Source organism: Phenylobacterium sp. FG114 (assembly GCF_057809855.1).
In genome coordinates, this window is sequence record NZ_JBMDKU010000003.1 from 391,398 (window position 1) to 416,932 (window position 25,535).

Below are 25,535 nucleotides of genomic sequence, written 5' to 3' on the forward strand. Positions count from 1 at the left end.
GCGCCTTGCCGGGACCACGCGAATAGCACCCTCGCGATGTAGGGGCTGCGGGGGTGAATTCGCAAAGAAAGTCCGGGGCCGGCGCCTAAACTAAGGAAAACCGCCGGATTCAGGGCGGCGCGTAAGGATGCTTCATTGACGTCAGCCCATCTGCCAGGCGCGGCCGGCGCCCCGCCCCGCGCTGCGGCCGCCCGTCTGTTCGACGCGGCGTCCTATGCGGATTGGGGGCGAGCCGTCGTGCGGGTGCGCGAGACCGGCGCCGATGTGGCCATGCTGTGGGACAGCACCATCGCGGAGCCGACCGAGGCCCTGATGGACGTGGTGCGCAGCGCGTTCTCGCCGACCGTGACCTCGCGCTACGTCAGTGTCTTCGCCGACGGCAACCGCTACGCCGTCGGCGCCCTCTGTCGCCGCTATGGCCTGTCGCCCAACCAGATCGTGACCGCCACCGGCGCGACCGGCGCCCTCGGCATGGTGTTGAAGGCGCTGGTGAGCCCCGGCGACCACGTGCTGGTCGAGACGCCCGGCTTCGACATCCTGGCCCGCCAGGCGGTAGCCGCAGGCGCGGTGGTCGAGGACCTGGTCCGCCCGGCGCCGGACTATCGCATCGACCTGGACGCCCTGGCCGCGAAGCTGCGCCCCCGCACCCGCGCCGTGCTCATCACCAACCTGCACAATCCGACGGGCATGCGGCTGGACGCCGCCGAGATCGCCGCCGCCGCAAAGGTCGCCGCCCGCGTGGGCGCGGTTCTGGTGGTGGACGAAGTCTATGCCGAGTTCGCGGCGGACACCCGCGCGGCGCCGGCGGGAACGCTGGCGCCCAACGTCATCTCCGTCTCCAGCCTGACCAAGGTGTTCGGGCTGTTCTCGCTGAAGTTCGGATGGCTGGCGGGCGACGCCGACCTGGTCGCGCAGCTGCGGCTCAGCGCGCCGGACGGCGACATGGGCGTCTCGAAGCTGTCGCACGCGGTTGCGGCCCACGTGCTGGAGAACCCCGGGCCCTTCGAAGCCCATTGGCGCTCGGTGCTCGCGGCGACCCGGCCCGTGGTGGAGAGGCATCTGGCCGCCCTGGTCAGCGACGGCCTGCTCTCGGGCGACCTTCCGCCCTACGGCTGCATGTGCTTCCCGCGCGTGGTCGGCGTCGACGACACCCGCGCCCTGGGCCAGAGGCTGCTGGATGAGTTCGGCGTGCTGGTGGCGCCGGGCGAATACTTCGGCGCGCCGGGGCATATCCGCATCGGTTTCGGCGCCGACCCCGCGGCCATCGAGCAAGGCATGATCCGGCTGCGCGCCGGGCTCCAGGCGCTCCGCTAGCGCCTCCCGACGACTCTCACGCAGCGGCGCCTTGCAGCCGACGCAGGTTCGCACCACTCTGGGGTGCAGAGTGCAATTGCTGGGTGAGCCTCGTGAGCGACTTCAGTGGACACGTCCTGATTATCGAGGACGAGCCCATCATCGCCATCGAACTTGAAATCCTGTTGGGCGAGCTCGGCTATCGTAGCTTCACCGTGGCCGACACGCCGGAAGGCGCCTTGACCAGCGCGCGCGAACATCGCCCGGACCTGATCACGGCCGACTATCGCATCGTCGCCGGCACCGGCGTCGAAGCCGTCAGGCTGATCACCGCCGCACTGGGCCGGATCCCCGTGGTCTATGTCACCGGCAACCCTGACGTCCTCGCCGACGAGCCGAAGCCCAGCGTCGTGGACAAGCCGATCTCTCCCACCGCCTTGCGTCGCGCCTGCGCGTTCGCGACGGGCGCGCTGAACTAGGCGGAGGGCGCCGCCAGGTCGGCAGCCAGGGCGGCCGCCGTGGGACCGACCACGACGTGGAGCTGGTCGTCGCGCCGCCAGACGCCGCGCGCACCGTCCCGCTTCAAGGCTTCCACATCGACGGCCGCGGCGGCGGAGACCGTCAGCACCAGCCGGCCGTCGACCACCGCCAGGGCGCTTGCGCCCAGCGCCCGCAGCGACGCCGCCAGGCCGCCCGTCGCGCCGGCCTGCAGGGCGGCACGGATCTCCCCCGCCACCTGGTCGGCATGAGGCCCGAGCACTACCTGAAGTGCGGTGTTGCTGGGCCGCACGAGGCCGCGCGCGCCCAGAGCCCGCAAGGCCGCCTCGTCGACCGCCGCCTGGTCGCGCACTTCCAACCGCAGGCGGGTGGTGCAGGCGTCGACCTTCACGAGGTTGGCGGCTCCGCCGAGGGCGCGGGCGAAGGCCGGGCCGCGGGGCCCCGACACCGCCGCCGCGTTCGCGGCCGGGCTCGCGCCGGCCGGCTCGCGCCCCGGCGTCTTCAGGTCGAAGCGCACGATCGCGAAGCGGAAGACGCTATAGTAGACCGCCGCGTAGGCCAGCCCGATCGGCAGCAACAGCCAGGGCCGCGTGGCCTTGTTGAAGTTCAGCACATAGTCGAACAGGCCGGCCGAGAAGCCGAAGCCCAGGTGGATGTCGAGGGCGTTCATCAGCGCCATCGCCACGCCGGTCAGCACGGCGTGGACCGCGTAGAGCGCCGGCGCCAGGAACATGAAGCTAAACTCGATGGGCTCGGTCACGCCGGTCAGGAACGAGGTCAGGCCCACAGACATCAGCATCCCGCCCACCGCCTTGCGCCGCTCGGGCCGAGCGGTGTGGTACATGGCGAGACAGGCGGCCGGCAGGCCGAACATCATGACCGGGAAGAACCCGCTCATGAACGCGCCCGCGGTGGGGTCCCCCGCGGCGAAGCGGTTGAGGTCACCGGTCACGCCGTTGAAGTCGCCGATCAGAAACCAGGCGAGGTTGTTCAGGATGTGGTGCAGGCCGGTGACGATCAGCAGCCGGTTCAGCGCGCCGTAGAGGAAGAGGCCGACCGGCCCCAGCCCTAGGATGCCGGCGCTGAGGGCGTCCATGCCGCGCTCCAGCCCCGGCCACGCCAGGCCGAACACCAGCGCCAGGCCCACGCCGGCCAGGCCGCAGACGATGGGCACAAAGCGTCGGCCGCCGAAGAAGGCCAGGTATTCCGGCAGCCTGATGTCGCTGAAGCGGTTGTAGAGTACGCCCGAGATCACCCCGGACAGGATGCCGGCCGGGATGCCCAGCTTGCCGATCTCCTTCTGCCGCCAAGCCGCGCCGGCCAGGTCCTTGGCGCCCTCGGCGGCGTTGGCCAACACCTCGGGCGGAACCTGCAGCAGGCCCTTCGCGCCCTCGGTGGCGACGAGGAAGCAGACCACGCCCGCCAAGCCCGCTGCGCCGTGGTTCTCACGCGCCAGGCCCACGGCGACCCCGACCGCGAAGATCAGGCCGAGGTTGCCGAACACCGCGCCGCCCGCCGCGGCGAACACCTGGGCCAGGATGCCGAAGGCGCCGCCGGCGATCCCCGCCAGCGCGGGCGCGCCCAGCAGGTCGGGCTGGCCGAGGCGAAGCATCAGGGCCGCCACCGGCAGCACCGCGATCGGCAGCATCAGCGCGCGGCCGAGCTGCTGCAGAGAGCCCAGGGACAGGGTCATGTCAGGTCTCCCGGCGGGAAGCGTTCGAACAGCATGCCGCGCACGGCCTCAGCCGACGTGAGCGCCAGCGCGGCCTGGGCGGCCGAGCGGCACTGGTCGAGGGTGAGATCGCGCAGGCGCTGCTTCAGGCTTGGCACGGCGGCCGGCGCTGCGGACAGGCAGCCGACGCCCAGGCCCACCAGCACAGGCGCCGCCAGCGGGTCGGAGGCCAGGCCGCCGCAGACGCTGATCGGCTTGCCGGCCTCGGCGGCGGCGCGGGCGGCGAGCTCCACCAGGCGCAGGACGGCCGGGTGCAGGCCGTCGAGGCGCGGCGCCAGCTCGGGGTGCTCGCGGTCCATGGCCAGCGCGTATTGGGTCAGGTCGTTGGTGCCGATGGACAGGAAGTCGGCCTCACGGGCCAATTGGTCGGCGAGCAACGCCGAGGCCGGGGTCTCGATCATCGCGCCCAGCTTCGCCGGCGCGACGTCTAGCTCGCGGGCCACGCCGTCGGCAAGTTCACGGGCGGCGCGCAGATCGGCGAGGTCGGTGACCATCGGCAGCAGGATGCGGCGCTCGCCGGGGCCGGTCACGCGCAGGATGGCGGCGACCTGGGCGCGGAACAGTTCGGGCAGGCGGAGGCTCGCGCGCAGGCCACGCAGGCCCAGAGCGGGGTTCGGCTCGTGCGGCGCGGGCGCGAAGGCCAGCGGCTTGTCGCCGCCCGCATCGAGGGTGCGGATCACCAGGGGCCGGCCCGCAAGGCCGTCGGCGGCGGCCTGGTAGGCGGCCTGTTGTTCCTCGGTCGTCGGAGCCTCGGCGCGGTCGAGATAGAGCAGCTCGGTGCGGAAGAGGCCGCAGCCTTCGGCGCCCAGGGCCGCGGCGCCCGCCGCCTCGCCCGGCGCGCCCAGGTTGGCGAAGACCTCGATGCGGGTCCCGTCGGCGAGGTGTCCGGGAGCCTTGGCGGCGTCGAGCTCGCGGCGGCGCCGCTCGGCCGCGCGAGCCATGACGGCCTGCGCCTGTGCGAGAGCCTCGGGATCGGGCGCGATGCGCAGCAGGCCGGCGTCGGCGTCGAGAATGGCGGTCACGCCGCGGCGGGCCTCCAGCAGCGCTGGGCCCATGGCGCAGAGCGCAGGAACGCCCATGGCCGCGGCCAGGATCGCCACGTGCGAGGTGGCGCCGCCGCGCGCGGTGCAGACGCCGCCCAGGCCGCTGCCCTCCAGCGCCAGGAGCTGCGACGGGAGCAGTTCGTCGGCCACCACGATGGCGCCGTGCGGCAGGACTGGCGTGGCGACCGTCTCGCCGGACAGGGCCAGGAGCACCTGGCGTTCCAGGTCGAGCAGGTCGTCGGCCCGCTGGGCGAGGCGCGGATCGCTGAGCGCGCGGAGCGTTGCGACCTGGGCCCCCAAGATTTCGCGCCAGGCCACGCCGGCGCTCCGGCCAGCGGCGATGGCCTGCTCGGCGCGATCGCGCAGCTCGGGATCGGCCAGGAAAGCTTCATGCGCCGCCAGGATGCCGCGCCGGTGCGCGTCGCCGCCCGCCGCCTGGGCGCGCACGGCGCCCTCGACCTGACGCAGGGCCTCGGCCAGCCGGCGGCGCTCGACGTCGGGCGCCTCCGCTTCGGTCTTCACCATCGGCTCGGCGGCGTGCAGCTTCATCAGGACCCCGATCGCCAGCCCCGGCGCCGCGCGCACGCCGCGCAAAGCGCCGGGCGGAGCCTCGGCGAGGATCGGCGCCGGCGGCGGCTCGGGATCGGGATGGGCCGCCTCCTCACGCGCCAGCTCGGCCAGGGTGGTCCGCACGGCCTCCAGCGCCGCCGCCGCTTCACGTCCTTCGGCGCGCACGGTCAGCATACGGCCGCTGGTCGCGCCCAGCGCCATTATCGCCACCGCGCTTCGTACGTCCGCCCGGCCACCCGCCAGCAACAGCTCGACCCGCGCGTCATAGGGCTTCAGCGCGGCCGACAGCCGGGCGGCCGGACGGGCGTGCAGGCCATGCGGCAGGGCCACCAAGACCTCGCCCTCAGCGACGGCTCCGGCGGCCTCCGGCGACGCCGACGCGCGCCCTGTCGGCAGCAGTTCCATCAAGGCGTCGCCCAGCGACACCGCGCGGCCGGTGACACGGCTGACGATCTCAAAAGCGTCACCGGTGGTGATGACGATGGGGGTGATCAGGCTCTTCGCGCGGCGCGCCACGGCGTCCATGTCGAAGGTCAGAAGCAGGTCGCCCCGCCGCACCACCTGGCCCTGCGCCACGTGCGCCGTGAACCCCTCGCCGCCGAGGGCCACGGTTTCTAGGCCTAGATGCATCAGGATCTCGGCGCCGTTTGCCGCGCGGATAGTCACCGCGTGGCGGGTGGCCGGCAGGGCGACCACCAACCCGTCGCACGGCGCGCAGAGGCGCTCGTCCAGCGGATCGATAGCCACGCCGTCGCCCAGCATGCGCTCGCCGAAGACCGGGTCAGGGACCTCGTCGAGCGGCGCGGCCCAGCCGGCCATCGGCGCGCCCAGCACGAGCAACTCGTCGGCGGCGGCCGGAACCGAGGCTGTCTTCACTTCGACGCGCCCTTCACCAACTCGACCGCTCCGACCGCCCAGATAGGGTCCACGCTGGCGCGGGCGAAGCTCAGGCACAAGTCGTGGCGGCCGGCGGCGCTGACCGGAACCTCCAGCGTGGTCAGCGCGAAGTTATTCGCGGCGGCGTCCAGTGGCACGACGGCCACCGGGGCCCCGGCACAGCCGTCGAGGCGGACCTCCAGGTCGCCGACGGGCGACTTCGGCCGCTGCAGCGGGATCTTCTTCACGTCGTCGCCGATCTGGAAGTTGAACGGGACCTGGCCCACGTCGACCTTGATCCGGGTCACGCCATCCAGCTCGGCCGCCGGCCAGCTCCAGCAGGGGTTCATGATGTCGGTGAGGAAGATGGCGCGTTCGCCACGGACCGGCGCGTCGTCCTCCAGCGCCAGGGTCAGGCCGTTGGCGCAGGTGGAGAGTTCGCGGCTATCGCGGCGCGTGGGGCTGGGCGGCGGATCGGTGCGCCACACGGACTCGGCCGCGGGGAAGCCCATGCGGCGCAGGCGCGCGACGTCGGCCTGGGCGCGCTTCGAGAAATCGGGCCAGTCCTTGCGGCCGGCCGGCGACCAGCCCAGCTCGGCGATAGCCAGGGCTCGGGGGAAGGCCATGTGGGCGAAGCGGGCCTCGGTGCGGACATGCTCGGTCCAGAGGTTGCCTTGCAGGCCCAGGATGTGGCGTTGCTCCTCGGGCTTGAGCTGGGGCGGGGCCGGATCGAAGGCGTAGACGTCCTGCAGCCGCACCACCCATCCGCGGCCCGGCGGCTCCTGGAGACTACGTGACTGGCGGTTGTCGAGATAGAGCAGCGGCGCGGGCGACAGCACCGCGTCGTGGCCGGCGCGGGCGGCGGCCAGCCCGCCGTCCAGGCCACGCCAGGACATGATGGTGGCGTTGGCCGGCAGGCCGCCCTCCAGGATCTCGTCCCAGCCGATCAGCCGGCGGCCCTTGGCGGCGAGGTGCTTTTCCAGCCGCTGGATGAACCAGCTCTGCAGCTCGGCCTCGTTCTTCAGCCCCAGCGCCTTGAGCTGCGCCTGGACCTTGAGCGAGGCCTTCCACTGGTCCTTCACCGCCTCGTCGCCGCCCAGGTGGATGTAGGTCGACGGGAACAGGGCCGTCACCTCATCCAGCACGTTCTCGAGGAAGGCGAAGGTCGCGTCGTCGGTGGCGAAGAGGTTGGGATAGACGCCCCAGTCGGCCGGGACGGTCCTCGACGGGTTCGGGCCCGCCGCTAGCTCGGGATAGGCGGCGATGGCGGCCGAGGCGTGGCCGGGCACGTCGATCTCGGGCACGATGGTGATCTGGCGGGCGGCGGCGTAGGCCACCAGCGCCTTCACCTCGGCCTGGGTGTAGACCCCGCCGTAGAGGCGCGGCTTGCCGGTGACGGGATCGATGTCGGCGGCGGGACCCTGCCCGGCAGGGACGCGCCAGCCACCCACCTGAGTCAGCTTCGGATAGCGCCGGATCTCCAGCCGCCAGGCCTGGTCGTCGGTCAGGTGCCAGTGCAGGACGTTCAGCTTCGAGAGCGCCATGGCGTCGATCAGCGCACGGATGAACGCGGGCGACTGGTAGTGGCGCGCACTGTCCAGCAGGAGCCCGCGCCAGCCGAAACGCGGCGCGTCGGCGATCTTAGCGAAGGCCACACGGCCCTCGGAGCCCGGCGTGGTCAGCAGTTGCACTGCGCTCATGGCGCCCCGGAACAGGCCGGTGTCGGTCGCCGCGGTGACCGTCAGGCCGTCGGCCGAAACCTCGAGCCCGTAAGCCTCATCGCCAGGCAGCGGCGCGGGACCTCGGACGAGGCGCACGCCGCCCGGACCCTTGCCGCCGACCACCAGCTTCGGTCCGCCGGCCTTGGCGGTAAGGTCCGCCAAGATCTCCGCCGTGCGCCGGGCGGCCGCGTCACCGGTGGGGACCACGACGGGCGCGCCCGGACGCACCTCCAGCCTGCCCTGGAGCAACTCGACCCGGGCCGGGGCCGGGGTGAGCGGAAAACTGTCGGCCACGGCGGCCGAGGGCAGCATCAGCCAGGACAGGGCCGCGAGACCCAGACCGGCCAGCACCCCGGCCATTCCACGCCTCGCCTGCATGATCGCCTCCGCTACGCCACGGCCTTGGAAAGGAGACGGGCGCGGGGAAGAGAGCCGCGCCCGAGTCAGGGGAGGATGCGACCGCCGGCCTAGAACTTGAAGCGGACGCCGCCGTAGAATTGCCGGCCGTTGTCATAGACGCCGCGAGGCCGCGACCGGTCGCCGGAGTACTGGACGATGTTCTCGTCGGTCAGGTTCACCGCGTCGAACGTCAGGGCGACGTTCTCCGTCAGATTGTAGTTGATCGAGGCGTCCAGCGACTCCAGGCCGCCTTGGTTGAGAGGCGTCGCCCTGTCGAAGGTGACGAAGAACTTCGAGCGATAGGTGTAGGCCAGACGCACGCTAAGCCGTTCGGTCTCGTAGTAGCCCACCAGGTTGAAGGTGTGCTTCGAGTTGCCCGGCATCGGGTCGCCGCTGTTCGCCTTCGCGTCGGAGTAGGTGTAGTTCGTCTGCACCCCGAAGCCCCACTTCAGCGGAACCTGCACGTTGCCCTCGAAGCCCTGAACGCGGCCGCCGCCGCCGTTCGCGCGCTGATTGATGTCGAAGGCGCAGTTGAACAGGCTGGCGTTGCCGCCGCCCACCGGCATGCAGCGCGCGAGGTTCGGCGTTGTGGTCTCGATCGGGAACACCTGGGTGACCGGCCGATCGGTAATGAAGGACTCGATGTCCTTGTAATAGAAGGCCGCGGCGACGATGGCGTCCGCCGCCGGATACCATTCCACCGACACGTCGAACTGGTTCGCTCGGTAGGGATCGATGTCCGGATTGCCCGCCGAGCCCGACAGGGCGCCGGGGTTGAGCGAGACGCGCGGCGCCACGTCCGTGAAGTCCGGCCGCGCCACCGTGCGGGCGGCGGCGAAGCGCAGGACCAGGTCGTCCTTCAGGTCGAAACTGAAGTTGGCGCTGGGCAGGATGTCGGTGTAGTCGCGCTTGGCCGACACCTCTTCGAACGCGCCGAACGCGTTGGACACCTCGCGGCCCGGACTGTTGCCCGGCGCCAGGTCGACAGCGTAGCCGAAAGAGCTCTGCTTCGTGCGGACGACGCGCACGCCGAGGTTGCCGCGCCAGCCCTCGCCTTTGAAATCGCCCATCAGGTAGGCGCCCAGGGTCTTCTCGCCCACGGAGAACACCTCGGGATAGTTCGGGGTCCGCGCCCGCACCGAGGCGGGAAGGCCGAAGAGGATGCTTTCGAGCTTCGACTTGTCGACCTGCCAGTAGCGGGTGAGCGTGCCGGCCTGGGCGACGTCCTCCAGGAAGTCGCCCGGCGTCAGCGGGCCGGCGAAGGCGCCCGGCGTGCAGCGGCCGTTGCAGCCCGAGGCCTCGAGCGGCACGAAGAAGCCGCCGAAGGTGGTGGCCTGGAAGTCGGTGTCGCGATCGTGGTCGGTAGCCTTCACCCCGAAGCGAATGGCGGTGAGCGGACCCCACTCCATGCGCTTCTCGACGTCGAAGTAGGCGTACTTCTCCTTGTCGTCGTTGGTGATCTGGTGAAGCGACGCGAAGTCGAACGCCATCGCCGCCGGATTGGTCGGATCGAGGTTCGTGAAGCTGACCTTGGGCGACTTGCCGCGCAGGTCGTAGTCGAAGGTGGCGGCCTGGCCGAACTCGACGAACGGCTGGCTCTCGGTGTTGCCCTCGGCGTCGGTGTAGCCGAGCTTGGCGTGCACCTTCCAGTCCTCCGCCGGATGGAAGGTCAGGTCGAGGTCGATGTTTCGCGTCTCGGTGTTCGCGATGCGGTCGATGGCGTCGTAGACAACGCCGCGGCCGGTCGGCGTCGAGGCGATACGCCCGGCGATGGCCGTGCCGTTCTGCACCGTGGTGTTCGTCAGCGTGCCGCCGCCGCCGATCGCGTTCGAGCCCCAGGCCAGGTAGTTCTGGTTGAAGTTGTCGGCGTCGAACTTGGAATAGAGCCCGGTCAGCCGGGCTTCGAAGCGGTCGTTCGGCTGGTACTGGATCTCGAAGTTGCCGCCCTTGCGGACCCGCTTTTGTTGGAACAGGGCCGAGCCGATGAGGCTCGGCGCGTCGAGCACGCCGGGACCGGGATCGGCGTCGAAGTAGCCGAGCACCTCGACGCCGTCACGGCGAAGCCGGCGCTTCTGGTAGATGCCGCCCACCATCACGCCCAGCGTGCTGTCGGCGTTCTTCCAGCTCAGCAGGGCTGAGCCCTGCGGGTCGAACTTGTCGGAATTCTCGGTGTAGGCCGCCTGGATCGAACCCGAGGCATAGAGCGCCGGCAGGTCCAGCGGATGGCGGGTGACGATGTCGATCGTGCCGCCCACGCCGCCTTCCTCGATGTCGGCGGTGGGGCTCTTGAACACCTGCACCTGGCCGATGATCTCGGATGGCAGCATCAGGTAGTTGAAGCTGCGCGTGGCGGAGAGCTGGTCCTCGATGAACCAGTCCGCGGTCGCCAGGGCGTGGCCGTTCAGCAGCGTGCGGGTGAGGTTGGGCGCGAGGCCGCGCATGCTGACCCGCTCGCCCTCGCCGAACACCCGGTTGATCTGGATGCCGGGCACGCGCTGAAGCGCCTCGGCCACGTTCTTGTCCGGGAACTTGCCGACGTCCTGCGCCGTGATCACGTCGACGACGGCTTCGGCGTTGCGCTTGGTCTCGATCGAGGCGGCCTGCGAGGCCCGAATGCCCGTGACGACCAGTTCGTCCACCTCGGCGCCGGCCGTCTGGGCCTGGGCCGCGCCATGGCTCACGATCGCCGCGGCGATGGCCGTCGAGGCGGCCAGCATCGCTCTACGAATGCTCATAGGTAACTTCTCCCCTTCGCCGCTCTGCTCGCGCGGCAGCTCCCACAAGACCAATCGCAGGCCAATCGAACGGTCCTGCATCGGGCAATCCCCTGCACACACTCAGGGTTCGACGCTAGAAGTGCCGCATTCCGGCGGAATCGCAAGAAGAATTTGTGACCAATTTAGCCCGAATGCCAAATTGGTATGGAATTGGTCACTCCCCTCCCCTATAGCTTCGGGTGTGGTAGGAGCCTTCAGACGGTCGGGGGATATGGCGCCAGCCTTTTCGCAACTCATCGGATCGCTGGCGGAGCGCGGGCGGGGGCCCCTCTACCAGAAGCTCCAGCAGGCGCTGCGCGAGGCGATCCAGAATCGCGTGCTCGCGCCCGACGAGGCCCTTCCGCCCGAGCGCGACATGGCGGAGGAATTCGACGTCTCCCGCATCACGGTGCGCAAGGCCCTAGACGGGCTGGTGGCCGAGGGGCTGCTGACGCGGCGCCAGGGCGCCGGCACCTTCGTCGCCAGTCGCGTCGAGAAGAACTTCTCGAAGCTGTCGTCCTTCAGCGAGGACATGATCTCCCGCGGGCGCGTGCCCCGCAGCGAGTGGCTGAATCGCGCCGAGGCGGCCGTGACGCCCGAGGAGTCGATGGTGCTGGGGCTGAGCCCCGGCTCGTCCGTCTACCGCTTCCATCGCATCCGCTTCGCCGACGACGAGCCGATGGCCCTGGAATATTCGACGGTGCCGGGCTTTTCGCTGCCCTCGGCGCAGGCGGTGGACGCCTCGCTCTATGAGGCCCTGGCCGCAGCGGGCAACCGCCCGGTGCGCGCGCTGCAGCGCCTGCGCGCGGTTCTCTTCACAACCGAACAGGCCGGCCTACTGAATGTTCGCCCCGGCGATCCCGGCCTGCTCATCGAGCGCCGGGGCTTCCTCAAGGACGGGCGGGCGGTTGAGTTCACCCAGTCCTACTATCGCGGTGACGCCTACGACTTCGTGGCCGAGCTCAACACCTTGTCCGCTTGAGGCCCGAGGAGTGAACCCCGTGACGCTTGGCCACAACGGACCCTCTCGCCGGCCGCGCACGCGCATGGCGGAGGAGACGGCCGAGGCCCCCCGCGCCGTCCGCGACCTGCTGGCCCGCAACGCCGACCCGACCCGGCGCCTGGCTGAACGCCTGCGCGCGCACCCGCCGCGCTCGGTGCTGACCTGCGCGCGCGGATCGTCGGACCACGCGGCCACCTACGCCAAGTACTTGATCGAGACGCGCACGGGCCTGATCACAGCCTCGGCCGCGCCGTCGGTCAGCTCGGTCTACGAAACCACCCCGTTGGCCGACGACGTCCTGTGCCTGGCGATCTCGCAGTCGGGCGCCAGCCCCGACCTGCTTTCGACGGCCAAGGCCTATCGCGACGCGGGCGCCCTGCTGGTCGCCCTGGTGAACGCGCCCGGCTCGCCGCTGGCGGCCCTGGCCCAGGCCGAGTTGCCGCTGTGGGCCGGCCCAGAGCTCAGCGTCGCCGCCACGAAGTCCTACCTCGCCGCCCTCGCCGCCATCGCCCAGCTCGTGGCGGCCTGGACCGAGGACGCGGCCCTGGAGCGCGCGCTGACCGACCTGCCTCAACAGATGGCCCAGGCGCTCGAGCTCGACTGGAGCGCGGCGCTGGAGGCCCTGAGCCACGCCGGCAACCTCTATGTCGTGGGCCGAGGCCCCGGCTTCGCCGCCGCCCAGGAGATGGCGCTGAAGTTCAAGGAGACCTGCGGGCTGCACGCCGAGGCCTTCAGCGCCGCTGAGGTCCGCCACGGGCCAATGGCGCTGGCCCGCGACGGCTTCCCGGTGTTGCTGCTGGCCCAGGACGACGCCACGCGGGAAGGCGTCGAGGCGCTGGCGGCAGACCTGGTCGCCTCCGGCGCCAAGGTGCTGCTCGCGGGTGGCTCGGCCGCAGGCGCTATCGCCCTGCCCGCCAGCGCTGGCCATGCATTGCTGCAGCCGATCCTGCTGGTGCAGGCGTTCTACGGGATGGTGGAGCAGCTCGCCCGCGCGCGCGGCTTTGATCCCGACAGTCCGCCCGGGCTGCAGAAGGTCACGAGGACGCTCTGATGGCCACGGCGCTCGTCAACGGCCAGGTCCTCAGCGGCCAGGGGTTCGTCCAGGGCTTGGGCGTGATGGTGGAGGGCGGGCGCATCGCCGCCGTCCTGCCTGAGGCCGAGGCGCTGGCGCGCGCCGACGCACGGTTCGACCTGGAGGGCGGCCGGCTGGCGCCGGGCTTCATCGACACCCAGGTCAACGGCGGTGGCGGGGTGCTGTTCAACGACGAACTGACGGTCGACGCCATCGCCGCCATCGGAGCCGCTCATCGGCGCTTCGGCTCCACCGGCTTCCTGCCCACGCTGATCAGCGACGACCTGGACGCCATCGACCGCGCGATGCGCGCCGTGGAGCAGGCGATCGCCGCCCGCGTGCCGGGCGTGCTGGGCGTGCATGTCGAGGGGCCGTTCATCAACGCGGCGCGGGCCGGCATCCACGACAAGGCCAAGTTCCGCCTGCTGGACGACAGGGCCCGGGCGCTTCTGAGCTCGCTCAAGGCCGGCCGCACACTGGTGACGCTGGCGCCCGAACTGACCGAACCGGAGATGATCGCCCAGCTCTCAGCCTCGGGCGTGATCGTCGCCGCGGGGCACAGCGATGCGACCTACGAGGAGATCGAGGCGGCCCTTGCGGCGGGCCTGACCGGCTTCACCCATCTCTTCAACGCCATGTCGCCGCTCACCTCCCGCGCTCCGGGCGTGGTGGGCGCGGCGCTGACCGACCAGGCCAGCTTCTGCGGCCTGATCGTCGACGGGCGGCACGTCCATCCGGCGGCCCTGCGCGTGGCGCTGGCCTGCAAGCCGCTGGACCGGCTCATGCTGGTCACCGACGCCATGCCCAGCGTGGGTCTAGCCGACAAGACCTTCGTCCTGCAGGGCCAGAAGATCACCGTGCAGGACGGCGTCTGCGTGGCCGCCGACGGCACGCTGGCCGGGTCGGACCTGGACATGGCCGCCGCCGTCCGCAACAGCGTGGACCTGCTGGGGCTGGAACCCGCAGATGCGATTCGGATGGCCAGCCTCAATCCCGCGGCGTTCCTGGGACTGGACCATCTGCTGGGCCGCATAGCACCGGGCCGCATCGCCAGCCTGGTGCTGCTCGACGCGGCGCTGGAGGTGCGCGGAACCTGGATCGACGGCGATTACGAGGCCGCCTGACGACGTGGGTCCGCTCCGGCTGCCGGGCCGGCCAGTATTGTTGCGGCGGACACACCGCTGAATGCGCGAAATCCTCGGAACCGAAATCAAGCTCGGCCGTTTGCTGGCCTCAGGGGGAATGCGTCGCGCCCGGTTCACGTCCTGCCGTCCGCTCGGATCGGCAGGTGAGTCGTGGGCCGGCCGTCAGCCGATCCAACCGCTAATTCTGCGGATCCTTGCTTCTTCTGAAGCAGGCCCGCTAGGCAGGCGCGGAGTTTCAGTTCGTCAGGATGACCATGCCCGGCTCGCACACGTCACAGTCCAAATTCGCCGCGCAGCTCGGATCGCGTGTCGAGCTGTGGACGACGATCGGGCTGGTCGTCGTGCTGCTGTTCTTCCTGATCAGCGGAGCCATCTCGTACGCGAACATCTCGGCGCTGCAGGAGAACAACGCCCGCATCCGCCGCTCGCATGAGGTGATCGTTGCGGTCGACGACCTGCTTTCCACGGTCCAGGATGCCGAAACGGGCCAGCGCGGCTATCTGCTCACCGGAAACGGCCGCTACCTTGAGCCGTATCAGCGGGCGGCCTCGGCCGTGTCGTCACGACTGGACGCCGTCGCTTCGCTGACGCGCGACAACCCCGTCCAGCAGCTCAACGTGGCGCAGCTGCGCCGCAGCCTCGACACGAAGGTCGCGGAGCTGAAGGAGACAATCGAGCTGCGTCAGGCCCAGGGCGCCGAAGCGGCGCTGGCCGTGGTGAACACCGACCGCGGCAAAGCCGAGATGGACGCCATCCGCGCCCGGATCGATGCGATGCGCCAGGAAGAACAGCGGCTGCGCGAGGTGCGCGTCGACCAGATGCAGGTCGCCCAGCGTACAGCTGTGCTCAGCGGCGTCCTGTCGGGCCTGCTCGGCGCAGTCCTGACGGTCATCGTGTTCGGCCTGATCCGCCGCAACGCGCGTGCGCGGGCCCGGCAGGAATGGCTCCAGGCCGGCCAGGTCCAGCTCGCCGCTGCGATGATGGGCGAGAAGTCGGTCGAACAGCTCTCAGACGACATCCTGGCCTTTCTGGGTCGCTATGTCGGCGGCCACGCCGCGGCGATGTTCAAGCTCGAAGGCGCCGAATTCCGCCGCGTCGCGACGCTCGGCGTGCCGACCGACGCCGCCATCGCAGAGCGGTTCGGGCCAAAGGAAGGGTTGATCGGCCAGGCCGCCTCGGAGGGAAGCCCGATCGTGATCAGCGACGTTCCGGAAGGATACCTGACGATCGGTTCGGCGCTCGGCCGCGATAAGCCGCGGCATCTGCTCATCGCACCGGCCTCGGCGGACGGCGTGGTCAACGCCGTGCTCGAGATCGGCTTCCTGCGTCCTGTCGACGAGCAAGTCCTGGCGCTGATGGAGCGCAGCGCTCCGGCCATGGGCGTCGCGCTCCGCTCCGCCCGCTACCGCACCCAGCTGCAGGATGCGCTGGAGGAGACCCAGCGGCAGTCCGAGGAGCTGCAGGTTCAGAGTGAAGAGCTGCGCGTCTCCAACGAGGAATTGGAGGAGCAGGGCCGCGCGCTCAGGGAATCGCAGGCGCGCCTCGAGCAGCAGCAGGTCGAGCTGGAGCAGACCAACAGCCAGCTGGAGGAACAGGCGCAGGCGCTGGAGACCCAGCGCGACGAACTGGAGCGCACCACCGCGGCCGTCGAGCTCAAGGCCCGCGAGCTGGAGCAGGCCAGCCAGTACAAGTCTGACTTCCTCGCCAACATGTCCCATGAGCTGCGGACGCCGCTCAACTCGCTGCTCATCCTGTCGAAGCTTCTGGGCGACAATCCCGAGGGCAACCTCTCCGACGAGCAGGTGAAATACGCGCGGACCATCCAGTCGTCCGGCAATGACCTGCTGGTTCTGATCAACGACATCCTCGATCTCTCGAAGATCGAGGCCGGCCAGCTGCAGATCCACGCCGAGAGCATTCCGCTGGCCCGTCTCGCCAACGACATCCGCGGCCTGTTCCAGCCCGTCGCGGGCGAGCGGGGGCTGGACTTCACCATCACGGTCGCCGACGACGCGCCGCCCGCGGTGGAGACCGACCGACAGCGCCTGGAGCAGATCGTGAAGAACCTGCTCTCGAATGCGTTCAAGTTCACCGAGAAGGGCGGCGTGGAGCTGACCATCCGGGCGCAGGGCGACGAACATCTCGCGCTGGCGGTGAAGGATACCGGCATCGGCATCTCGCCCGAGGAGCAGCAGAGCATCTTCGAGGCCTTCCGGCAGGCGGACGGCACGATCAGCCGCCGCTACGGCGGCACGGGGCTGGGCCTGTCGATCTCCCGCGAACTGGCGCGTCTGCTAGGCGGGGCCATCAGCCTGGAAAGCACGCCGGGCAAGGGCAGCACCTTCACGCTGGTGATCCCCATGGTCTACGACCCGACCGGGATCGCGCCGCGCCAGATGCCGCTCGCCCCCACGTCGGCCGCGCCCGCCGCCCAGGTGATCGAGGCGCCGCGGGCTCGGCGATCGAGGCCCCTCGCGAAGGCTGTGGCGGACGACCGCGACGCCCTGTCGGGCGGGCGGCGCGTCCTTCTGGTGATCGAGGACGATCCGGCGTTCGCCAGCATCGTCTGCGAGCTCTCCCGCGAACTGGGCTTCCAATGCCTCGTCGCCGGCACGGCCGAAGAGGCGATGAAGCTGGCGGGGCAGTTCAAGCCGCATGCGATCGTGCTGGACGTCGGCCTGCCGGACCAGTCGGGCCTCACGGTTCTGGACCGCCTGAAGCGCGACGACGCCACGCGGCACATCCCCATCCACGTCGTGTCGGGCTCGGACCACGCGCAGACCGCCCTGTCGCTGGGCGCGGTCGGCTACCTGATCAAGCCGGTGGAGCGCGAGCAGTTGTCCGAGGTGCTCCAGAACCTCGAGTCGCAGCTGACCCGCACCATGCGCCGCGTGCTCATCGTCGAGGACGACGCGGTGCAGCGCGACGCGATGAGCCGCCTTATCGGCACCGGCGACGTCGAGACCGTCGGCGTCGGGACAGCGGCGGAATGCCTCGAGCAACTCAAGTCGGCGACCTTCGACTGCATGGTGCTCGATCTCTCCTTGCCCGACGCGTCTGGGTTCTCGCTGCTGGAGACCCTGAGCCAGGGTGAAGAGGCGTTCCCGCCGGTCATCGTGTACACGGGCCGCGACCTGTCGGCCGACGACGAGCAGCGCCTGCGTCGCTATTCCCATTCGATCATCATCAAGGGCGCCAAGTCGCCCGAGCGCCTGTTGGACGAGGTCTCCCTGTTCCTGCACCAGGTGGTCTCCGAGCTGCCTCCGGAACAGCAGCGGATGATCCGCAAGGCCCGGAACCGCGACTCGGTGCTGGAGGGCCGCCGCATCCTCGTGGTCGAGGACGACGTGCGGAACATCTACTCCCTGACCAGCGTGCTCGAGCCCCGCGGCGCGTCGGTGCAGATCGCGCGCAACGGCCAGGAGGCGCTGGACGCCCTCGCGCAGGCGGCGGACGACGGAGCCGAGCCGATCGACCTCGTCCTCATGGACGTGATGATGCCGGTCATGGACGGGCTTGAGGCGACGCGGAGGATCCGGAAGGAGACGCAGTGGGCGGATCTCCCCATCGTCATGCTGACCGCCAAGGCGATGCCGGACGATCAGGAACGATGCCTCGAGGCGGGCGCGAACGACTACATGGCCAAGCCCATCGACGTCGACCGGCTGCTGTCGCTCGTGCGGGTCTGGATGCCGAGGTGAGTACGAACGTGCGCGAAGGCGTCGAGGACATCGAGATCCGCCTGCTGCTGGAGGCGCTCTACCAGCGTTACCACTACGACTTCCGCAGCTACGCCCGGGCGTCGATCAAGCGACGGCTGGTGCAGGCGCGCGAACAGCTGGGGTTCGAGAGCCTCTCGGCGTTACAGGACAGCCTGCTGCACGACCCGGCGATGCTGGGCCGGTTGCTCGGCTACCTCACGGTCCAGGTCAGCGAGATGTTCCGCGACCCGAGCTACTTCCGGGCGCTGCGGGAAAAGGTCGTGCCACACCTGCGGACCTACCCCTCGCTTAAGGTGTGGATCGCCGGCTGCAGCCACGGCGAGGAGGTCTATTCGCTGGCCATCCTCTTCCGCGAGGAAGGCCTGGAGGAGCGGACCATCTTCTACGCGACCGACATCAATCCCACCGCCCTGGCGGCGGCCGAAGCCGGCGTCTATCCGCTAGACCAGCTGAAGAAGTTCACCGCGAACCATCAGAAGTCTGGCGGGAAATCGTCGCTGTCCGACTACTACACGGCCGACTACGGCCGGGCGATCTTCGACAAGTCGCTCCGCAGTCGCGTCGTCTTCTCCGACCATAGTCTGGTGACGGATGCGGTGTTCGGCGAGATGCACCTGATCTCCTGCCGCAACGTGCTGATCTATTTCGACCGCGCGCTGCAGGATCGCGCCATCGGCCTCTTCCGTGACTCGCTCGCGCGGAAGGGTTTCCTGGGCCTTGGATCGAAGGAGAGCCTCCGGTTTTCCAGCCACGCGGCCGCGTTTTCCGAGTTCGTGCGGGACGAAAAGATCTACCAGAGGCAAGACGCATGATCGGCGGGTTGGAAAGAGCCGTCGCGATCGGCGGGTCGGCGGGCGCGGTCCAGGCGCTGCTGCAGATCCTGCCGGCTTTGCCCGCGGACTATCCGCTGCCCGTGCTTATCGTCGTCCATGTGCCGCCAGGGCGCGAGAACGCCCTCGTCCCCCTGTTCAAGGACCGCTCGCGCATCGCCGTGAAGGAGGCCGAGGACAAGGAGCCGACCCAGGCCGGCGTCGTCTATTTCGCGCCCTCGGATTATCACCTGCTCGTGGAGTCCGACGGCGCGCTTTCGCTGTCCTCGGACGAACTGGTGAACATGTCGCGGCCCGCCATAGATGTCCTGTTCGAGAGCGCCGCCGACGCCTTCGGGCCGCGGCTGACCGCCGTCGTGCTGACCGGCGCGAACGCGGATGGCGCCGAGGGCCTGCGAGCCGTAGTCGCCGCGGGCGGGTCGGCGGTGGTAGAGGACCCCCAGACCGCCTTCGCCCCCGCCATGCCGGAGGCGGCGCTGAAGGCCTGTGGAGGCGCGCGGCGCATGACCGTGGAAGAGATCGCTTCGCACCTGGTGGAGCTGGGAGCGGCATGATCCGCGTCGAGGACCCGATTCACTTCCTCCTGGTTGACGACCTGCAGGAGAACCTGCTGGCGCTGGAGGCTCTGCTCCAGCGGGAGGGCCTGGTCTGCCTGAAGGCGCGCTCGGGCGACGAGGCGCTGGAGTTGCTGCTCACGCACGACGTCGCCCTGGCGCTGCTCGACGTGCAGATGCCCGGCATGGACGGTTACCAGCTGGCCGAGTTCATGCGCGGCGCCGAGGTTTCGCGCCACGTGCCGATCATCTTCCTCACCGCGGGCGTGGCTGACCGCCAGCGGCGGTTCCGGGGGTACGAGGCGGGCGCGGTCGACTTCCTGCAGAAGCCGATCGAGGCCGATATCCTGCGCAGCAAGGCGAACGTGTTCTTCGACCTGCACCGACAGCGTCGGCAGATCATCGCCCAGCGCGACGAGCTGGAAGCGCTGGCCGACGCGCTGCGGACCGTCGACCGGCACAAGAATGAGTTCCTGGCGGTGCTGGGCCACGAGATCCGCAATCCGGTGATGGCTCTGAGCGCGGGCCTGCACTTTCTGCGGCGGCGTCGGGACCCGCAGAAGGCGGAGGAGATCCACGCTCAGATGGAGCGCCAGGTCGCCCACCTGACGCGGCTGGTCGACGACATGCTCGACATCTCCCGGATCGACCAGGGCAAGATCGCGCTCAGCAAGGAGCGGGTGGCGCTGCGGACCGTTCTGGACTTCGCCGTCGAGGCGAGCCGGCCGCAGATCGACGCGGCGGGCCACGTCCTGGCCACAGACCTGCCCGACGCGCCCGTGAGCCTGCACGCCGACCCCACGCGCCTGGCGCAGGTCGTCAGCAACCTGCTCAACAACGCCGCGCGCTATACGCCCGCGGGCGGCCGCATCACCCTCGCGGCCAGGGTGGCCGACGATCACGTCGAGATCGACGTCACCGACACCGGGATCGGCGTCCCCCCGGAGATGCGCGCGAAGATCTTCGACCTCTTCGCCCAGGTGAAGCGGCCCACTGAGCGCGCGCAGGAGGGCCTCGGCATCGGCCTGGCGCTAGGCAAGCAACTCATGGAGCTCCACGGCGGAACGATCACGCTCGCGGCCACGCGTCCCGGCGAGGGCAGCACCTTCCGCCTGCTCCTGCCGATCCTGGAGGACTGAGGCCGGTCGCCCCGGCGCAGGCCCCTCGCCAGTCCCAACCGTTCGGGCGCGCCGTCGGGAAGGCTCCTTTGTGAATCGCCAGAACCTCAGGCGATCCCGGGCGTTGGCGCACGATGTCGATACTCACCCTTGAGGATGTGCCCGGCTGGGCCGGAAGCGAGACGGGCATAGCCGCTGCGTTGCGGCGCATGTGCGAGATCATGGCGCCCGAGGGAGAGGAGTCGCGGCTGGAGGAGTTGCAGGCGATGGCCGACCAACTCCTCGACAACTGTCCCGCGGCGAACGCGGCGGTCCTCGAGCACCGGCTAGGTTGCTTGTGCCGCGCCGTCGAAAGTCTCGGTCCCTGGGCCAACCCCGCCGCGATCGTAGACCTCGCCGTTTCGTTCACACGCCGCCTGCACTGACCCGCGACGGCGTCGGCGGTGAATTGGCCGAGCGCCCCGGTCAGGAGCGCCGCGCCGGCCTATGCCGCTCGCGCGAATGCCGGGACCAGCAGACGGCCGGCCAGCTCGATGCTCTTCAGCACCGCGGCGTGGGGGATCGAGCCGAACTGCATCATGCACATCATGCGGTCAGCGCCGATCGCCTCGTAGCCGCGGAGCTTGCGGGCGCAGTGGTCGGGGTCGCCGATCACGACACAGTCCAGCGGCTCCAGCACCTCGTGAGCCTCGTCCTTGCCGATGTCCTCGCCCTGGGCCATGCGCTTGAGCAGCACCACCACCGGCGGATCGTCGTCGTGGATGACGGTCTCGTTCGGATCGAGCTGAGCGAGCGCGGCCGTATCGCGCGCCGAGTTGGGATGCAGCCCTGCCTTGATCATGTCGTACCAGACCCGGCGCGGAACCTTGAACACGCGCGGCGCGGCGTTGACGTACCAAAGGGCCGACCAGGCGGCGCCGTTGGCGATGGCCTGCTCGCGCGTTTCGGCGATGTGGACGAACGTGAAGCAACCCTTCTGGCGGTTGACGAAGCGGCCGGCCGGCGCCGAGCAGGCCGACAGCCCGCGATCGTGCTCCCGCAGCATCTCACCCAGGAACTTGACCGGGCTCAGCAGCGTGGTGCCCAGAGCGCCCACACCCATCTCGCCGGCCATGTAGAAGCTCTCGGGCGATCCGCAGGTCTGCCAGAGGGGCGGGTGCGGGTTCTGCAGCGGCTTCGGCACGATCTCCCGCGGCGGCACCTTGTAGTCGGGACCGTCCCAGGAGAACTCCGGCTCGGTCCACACACGCGGGATGATGTGCATGGCGTCGCGCACCTGGTCGCGCGCCTTCTCGGGATCGACGCCGAACGTCTCCCATTCCTTCCCGCCCGACTTGGCGAGGCCCATCTCGAAGCGGCCGCCCGACAGCACGTCCAGCGTCGCGCCGCGTTCGGCGACGCGCAGCGGCGAGTTGATGTTGAAGGGCGCCAGGACGCCGGCGTGACCGACGCGCAGCCGTTCGGTCGCCATGGCGATCGCCGTCAGCACCAACTCGGGCGCGGCGGAGTAGCTGAACTCGGGTGCGCCGTGATGCTCCACCTGCCACCACGCGGTGAAGCCCGCGGCGTCAGCGGCGCGGGCCTGGTCCAGGATCTCCCGGAAGAGGCTGGCCTCGTCCCGGCCTTCCCACGGAAAGGCCCGCTGGATCTCGCAGAAGATGTCAAACTTCACGCTTCACGCCCCTTCGTTTCGTATATTTTATAACGTCTGTTATGTATCGAACGGCAGGCCTGGAAGTCAATCTTCCGAGATCGAACTCGCGGCTTTCCTAGAGGGTTTTACATAACGGCCGATATGTTTATCACGCCAGCTCCCGGATTCGGTAAGCCTGCGTCGCTACGTCCCGGAACATCAGCCGCTTCTCGTCGGGGCTGAATCCGGCGGCCAGCTTCTTGTGCGCATTCCAGAGCACGCCATAGCTGCACGCGCGCTTGTCCATCGGGAAGTTGCTCTCGAACATGCAGCGGCCGGGACCGAACAGGTCGATGGCATGGGCATAGTAGGGGCGGTTGGCGGCGGCCAACTCATCGGACGTCGGCGGCATGGGCCGCGCGTGCCAGTCGAAGCCGTTGAAGTGCATGTTGAGCCCGCCCAGCTTGAGCAGCACGTTCGGCTGGGCGGCGACCGCCGCCATCCCGGCCCGCCACTCGGCCATTACCTCGTCGCGGCGGCTTGCGTACCAGCCCATGCCCAATGGGGTGCCGATGTGGTCGAGGATGATCGTGAGGTCGGGCAGCGCCGCCGCCAGCTCCGCCACCCGGCGCAGCTGGTGGTGGAACACCCAGATGTCCAGCGACAGGCCGCGCCGCTGGAGCTCGCGCGCGCCGGCGCGGAACGCAGCGCTCTCCATCATGTCGAGCGGCGAGCTGGGCCAGGGATCGAGGGCGCCGTGCGGGTCGGCGCACACGATGGGACGGACGCCGCGATAGCGATCCGGCGCGCGCGCGATGTGCAAGTCCAGCACGCGAGCGACCTCGGCTCCCAGCATCAGATCGGCCGAGCCGAACAGGGCCGCACAGGCGAGGGTCGGCCCGAAGAGGCCGCTGGCCGCCTGGGCGCCGACCCCGTTCGCGAACTCGACCTCACCGATCGAGCGCAGCTCGGCCGGGCCGTCGGGGCGGTACATGGCTCCGCACTCTGCGAAGACGCTGGCCACGACGTTGTGCCCGCCCCGGACCGGGTCGGCGTCGGCGAGGAAGTCGTCCAGCAGATAGGTGTCGTGCGGCAGCTTCCAGAGGTGATGGTGAGCGTCGACGATCGGCAGGTCGGGCTCCAGCGGCGCTTCCCGCACCTGGGCCAGCCATTCGCCGCGAACGGGCCACTCCATGGACATCGCGAAAGTCCGGGGCCGGAGGCGCGAGGCCCCCGGCCTCTCCTCAGAAGGTCACGCCGAACCGGACGCCATAGGTCCGGGGCGGGTAGTAGACGAAGTTGTCAGGCTGCAGCGCCTGCTGGCCCAGCGAGATCGACTGCAGGCCGTCGTTCGAGATGATGTCGTCGTCCTCGATATTGGCGACGAACGCCTCGGCCCGGTACCGGCGGTCGGGGCTCTCCCACGTCACTCTAGCGTTGGTGGTGTGATAGGCCTTTTGCCGCGAGGTGACGAAGTTGTCGGCCAGGAAATCGACGCGGCCCGAGAAGTAGACGTCCAGCCGCGGGGTGATCGAACCCATCCCGGTCTCGAACCGATATTCGGCGCCCAGGTTCACAGTGTAGTCGGGCGTCTGGTTGAGGTTGTTGCCCTTGAAGTTGCAGAGCTTGGTCGCCGCGTCGCACCCCGGACCCGGGCCGCCGAAGCGCGCGGCCGTCGTGATGTAGCGGCCATACTGGGCGTCGGTGAGCGTCGTCGTCGCATTCAGGCGCAGATTGTCCACCGGCACTGCCGAGAACTCGATCTCCAGGCCGTTGACGTCGGTCTTGCCGTCGACGTTGTTGATGCCCGACTGCGTGGCGCTCTGGATGAACACCTGCAGGTTCTTGATCTCCTGGTGGTAGGCCGCGACGTTCAACTGGACGCGGCCATCGGCGAAGCGGGTCTTGAAGCCGGCGTCGAACGACGTGAGCGTCTCGGGATCGTAGATGTTGCCAAGCCCCGTGATGTTGCCGCCGGCCAGATACCCGCGGGCGACCGAGGCGAACACCATGGTGGCGTCGTTGACCTGGTAGCTGAGGCCGGCTTTCCCGGTGATGCGGTTCCAGGTCTCGCTGAACGGGCCCTCCGTCACGCCGCAGCTGCCGCCGCAGACCAGCGGCAGCTGGTAGTCCAGCGAGTTGAAGCCCGACTTCTTGTCGCGGGTGTAGCGGACCCCGACCGTCAGGATCACCGGCAGATCCGGATTGGCCTTGCCGAAGTCGTAGTCGAACTGTCCGAAGGCGGCCAACGCCCGGGTCTTGCTGGTGCCGAAGCTCAGGAAGTTGAACCGGTCGAACGGCGCGGTTGGGCCAAGGTCGTTGTAGCCGAAGTCGCTGTAGGCGAAGTCCTGGAAGTTCTTTCCGTAGAAGTAGATGCCGCCCACCACCCACGTCAGCGGCCCCTCCCCGTTCGAGGCGAAGCGAACCTCCTGCGAGAACTGCTTGGCGTCGAGGCGCCAGGCGGAGCCGGCCGCGATTGGCAGGTCCGAACCGTCGCCGTCGCTGATCTGGTCGACGTGACTCTTTCCGTAGGCGGTGACCGAGGTGAAGTTCGCGAAGCCGAACTCGTGCTCCAGCGTGCCGGAGTAGAGCTCGGTGTCGTTGCTGCCGACGTCGGGATAGTCGTGGCAGACGCGGCGCGGGTCGAACCTGGCCGCCGTCGAGAAGTCGCAGGCCGAACCCGCGGCGATGCCCAGCGGCGGCGCGGTGTATCGCGCGGGTGTCTGCCACCAGGCCGCGACCGTCGCGGCCACACCCTCGCTCCAGGTGCGATGCGCCGCCAGCAGCAGGCGCGTCTGTGGGCTGAAGTCGACCGCCAGCTGAGCCCGGATCATCTGATAGTCCAGGCGGTCGAGCTGGTTGGTGGCGGTGGCCTTGCTCGACAGGTTCTTGGTGTAGGGGTCGTGTTCGGCCGAGACGGCGGTGATGCGCGCGGCGACCTGCATGTCGCCCTGCGTCACCAGCGGCACGTTCAGGAAGCCGCGGAAGGTCCGGGCGTCGTAGTTGCCCAACATGGCGTCGACGCCGGCGCCGAAGTCGCCCGTGGGCTTGTTCGTGATGACATTGATCGAACCGCCGACCGAGTTGCGGCCGTAGAGCGTGCCCTGCGGCCCGCGCAGCACCTCCACGCGGGCGATGTCGTAGAACTCGGGGTCGATCGACGTCGTGCGCTGCACGTAAACGCCGTCGATGTTGTAGGCGACCGGCGAGTCACCCCCCGGCGTCGTGTTCTGGCTCCCCAGGCCGCGCATGGTGATGACGTTCTCGCCGCCCGTGACCCCGGCGCCGAAGCGCAGCGAGGGCACCCGCGTCCCCAGTTCCTTGAAGCCGATCACGCCCTGCTTGGCGAGGTCCTCGCCGCCGACCGCCGTGATGGGGATGGGCACGCGCTGGACGTTCTCCTCCCGGAACTGGGCGGTGACGACCACCTCGCTGACCGCGCTCTCCGCCTGTTCCGCGGCCTGCGCGGCCCCAGCCGCCAGCGCCAAGGCGGCGACACCGCCCAGAAGGCGCGCCTGGCGCCCGAACATCCTGGCCATGTGCAGATCCCTCCCCGATCTTCGTTGTGGT

The 25,535-nt window shown here is 69.7% G+C and carries 17 protein-coding genes; 10 read left to right on the forward strand and 7 right to left on the reverse strand.

The window, feature by feature from the left end:
- Nucleotides 1-135: 135 nt before the first annotated feature.
- Both ACODSY_RS07230 and ACODSY_RS07235 read left to right on the forward strand, forming a co-directional pair.
- A complete protein-coding gene (locus ACODSY_RS07230) occupies nt 136-1,314 on the forward strand; it encodes a pyridoxal phosphate-dependent aminotransferase (RefSeq protein ID WP_488951034.1) in 1,179 nt (392 codons plus the stop codon).
- 92 nt (nt 1,315-1,406) lie between these two features.
- Complete coding sequence (locus ACODSY_RS07235; protein ID WP_488951035.1) at nt 1,407-1,772, forward strand: response regulator; 366 nt, start codon at nt 1,407-1,409, stop codon at nt 1,770-1,772.
- On the opposite strand, the gene nagE is transcribed toward ACODSY_RS07235, so the two are convergent.
- The 4 genes from nagE to ACODSY_RS07255 all read right to left on the reverse strand — a co-directional run bounded on the left by nagE (nt 1,769) and on the right by ACODSY_RS07255 (nt 10,867).
- Nucleotides 1,769-3,484 carry an N-acetylglucosamine-specific PTS transporter subunit IIBC gene (gene nagE / locus ACODSY_RS07240; protein WP_488951036.1) on the reverse strand — a complete coding sequence of 572 codons (1,716 nt, stop codon included), beginning with the start codon at nt 3,482-3,484 and terminating at the stop codon, nt 1,769-1,771. The genes ACODSY_RS07235 and nagE overlap by 4 nt on opposite strands.
- Nucleotides 3,481-5,955, reverse strand: a complete 2,475-nt coding sequence (gene ptsP, locus ACODSY_RS07245) for a phosphoenolpyruvate--protein phosphotransferase (RefSeq protein ID WP_488951088.1) — start codon at nt 5,953-5,955, stop codon at nt 3,481-3,483. The genes nagE and ptsP overlap by 4 nt, the downstream gene beginning before the upstream one ends.
- A 53-nt stretch (nt 5,956-6,008) precedes the next feature.
- On the reverse strand, nt 6,009-8,111 hold the full coding sequence (locus ACODSY_RS07250; protein ID WP_488951037.1) for a family 20 glycosylhydrolase: 2,103 nt from the start codon (nt 8,109-8,111) through the stop codon (nt 6,009-6,011).
- 89 nt (nt 8,112-8,200) lie between these two features.
- Nucleotides 8,201-10,867 (reverse strand): TonB-dependent receptor, encoded by a 2,667-nt coding sequence (locus ACODSY_RS07255; protein ID WP_488951038.1) that lies wholly within the window; start codon nt 10,865-10,867, stop codon nt 8,201-8,203.
- A gap of 253 nt (nt 10,868-11,120) precedes the next feature.
- Here ACODSY_RS07255 and ACODSY_RS07260 point away from each other — a divergent pair, with 253 nt between their 5' ends.
- The 8 genes from ACODSY_RS07260 to ACODSY_RS07295 all read left to right on the forward strand — a co-directional run bounded on the left by ACODSY_RS07260 (nt 11,121) and on the right by ACODSY_RS07295 (nt 20,757).
- Nucleotides 11,121-11,870 carry a GntR family transcriptional regulator gene (locus ACODSY_RS07260; protein ID WP_488951039.1) on the forward strand — a complete coding sequence of 250 codons (750 nt, stop codon included), beginning with the start codon at nt 11,121-11,123 and terminating at the stop codon, nt 11,868-11,870.
- A 64-nt stretch (nt 11,871-11,934) separates the two neighbouring features.
- On the forward strand, nt 11,935-12,942 hold the full coding sequence (locus ACODSY_RS07265; RefSeq protein WP_488951089.1) for an SIS domain-containing protein: 1,008 nt from the start codon (nt 11,935-11,937) through the stop codon (nt 12,940-12,942).
- Nucleotides 12,942-14,087 (forward strand): N-acetylglucosamine-6-phosphate deacetylase, encoded by a 1,146-nt coding sequence (nagA, locus tag ACODSY_RS07270; protein WP_488951040.1) that lies wholly within the window; start codon nt 12,942-12,944, stop codon nt 14,085-14,087. The genes ACODSY_RS07265 and nagA overlap by 1 nt, the downstream gene beginning before the upstream one ends.
- Nucleotides 14,088-14,356: 269 nt before the next feature.
- The gene (locus ACODSY_RS07275; RefSeq protein WP_488951041.1) at nt 14,357-17,809 is read left to right on the forward strand and encodes a response regulator; all 3,453 of its coding nucleotides are present in this window, start codon (nt 14,357-14,359) and stop codon (nt 17,807-17,809) included.
- Complete coding sequence (locus ACODSY_RS07280) at nt 17,806-18,642, forward strand: CheR family methyltransferase (protein ID WP_488951042.1); 837 nt, start codon at nt 17,806-17,808, stop codon at nt 18,640-18,642. The genes ACODSY_RS07275 and ACODSY_RS07280 overlap by 4 nt, the downstream gene beginning before the upstream one ends.
- Before the next feature lie 8 nt (nt 18,643-18,650).
- Nucleotides 18,651-19,214 (forward strand): chemotaxis protein CheB, encoded by a 564-nt coding sequence (locus tag ACODSY_RS07285; RefSeq protein ID WP_488951043.1) that lies wholly within the window; start codon nt 18,651-18,653, stop codon nt 19,212-19,214.
- Nucleotides 19,211-20,353 (forward strand): hybrid sensor histidine kinase/response regulator, encoded by a 1,143-nt coding sequence (locus tag ACODSY_RS07290; protein WP_488951044.1) that lies wholly within the window; start codon nt 19,211-19,213, stop codon nt 20,351-20,353. Before ACODSY_RS07285 ends, ACODSY_RS07290 begins: the two co-directional genes overlap by 4 nt.
- A gap of 113 nt (nt 20,354-20,466) precedes the next feature.
- A complete protein-coding gene (locus ACODSY_RS07295) occupies nt 20,467-20,757 on the forward strand; it encodes a hypothetical protein (protein WP_488951045.1) in 291 nt (96 codons plus the stop codon).
- A 59-nt stretch (nt 20,758-20,816) separates the two neighbouring features.
- Here ACODSY_RS07295 and ACODSY_RS07300 read toward each other — a convergent pair whose 3' ends face one another.
- The 3 genes from ACODSY_RS07300 to ACODSY_RS07310 form a co-directional block, all read right to left on the reverse strand.
- Entirely contained in the window at nt 20,817-22,004 is a 1,188-nt protein-coding gene (locus ACODSY_RS07300; protein ID WP_488951046.1) for an LLM class flavin-dependent oxidoreductase, read from the reverse strand.
- A gap of 130 nt (nt 22,005-22,134) precedes the next feature.
- Nucleotides 22,135-23,160 carry an amidohydrolase family protein gene (locus ACODSY_RS07305; RefSeq protein ID WP_488951047.1) on the reverse strand — a complete coding sequence of 342 codons (1,026 nt, stop codon included), beginning with the start codon at nt 23,158-23,160 and terminating at the stop codon, nt 22,135-22,137.
- A gap of 49 nt (nt 23,161-23,209) precedes the next feature.
- Complete coding sequence (locus ACODSY_RS07310; RefSeq protein WP_488951048.1) at nt 23,210-25,504, reverse strand: TonB-dependent receptor; 2,295 nt, start codon at nt 25,502-25,504, stop codon at nt 23,210-23,212.
- Nucleotides 25,505-25,535: the final 31 nt, after the last annotated feature.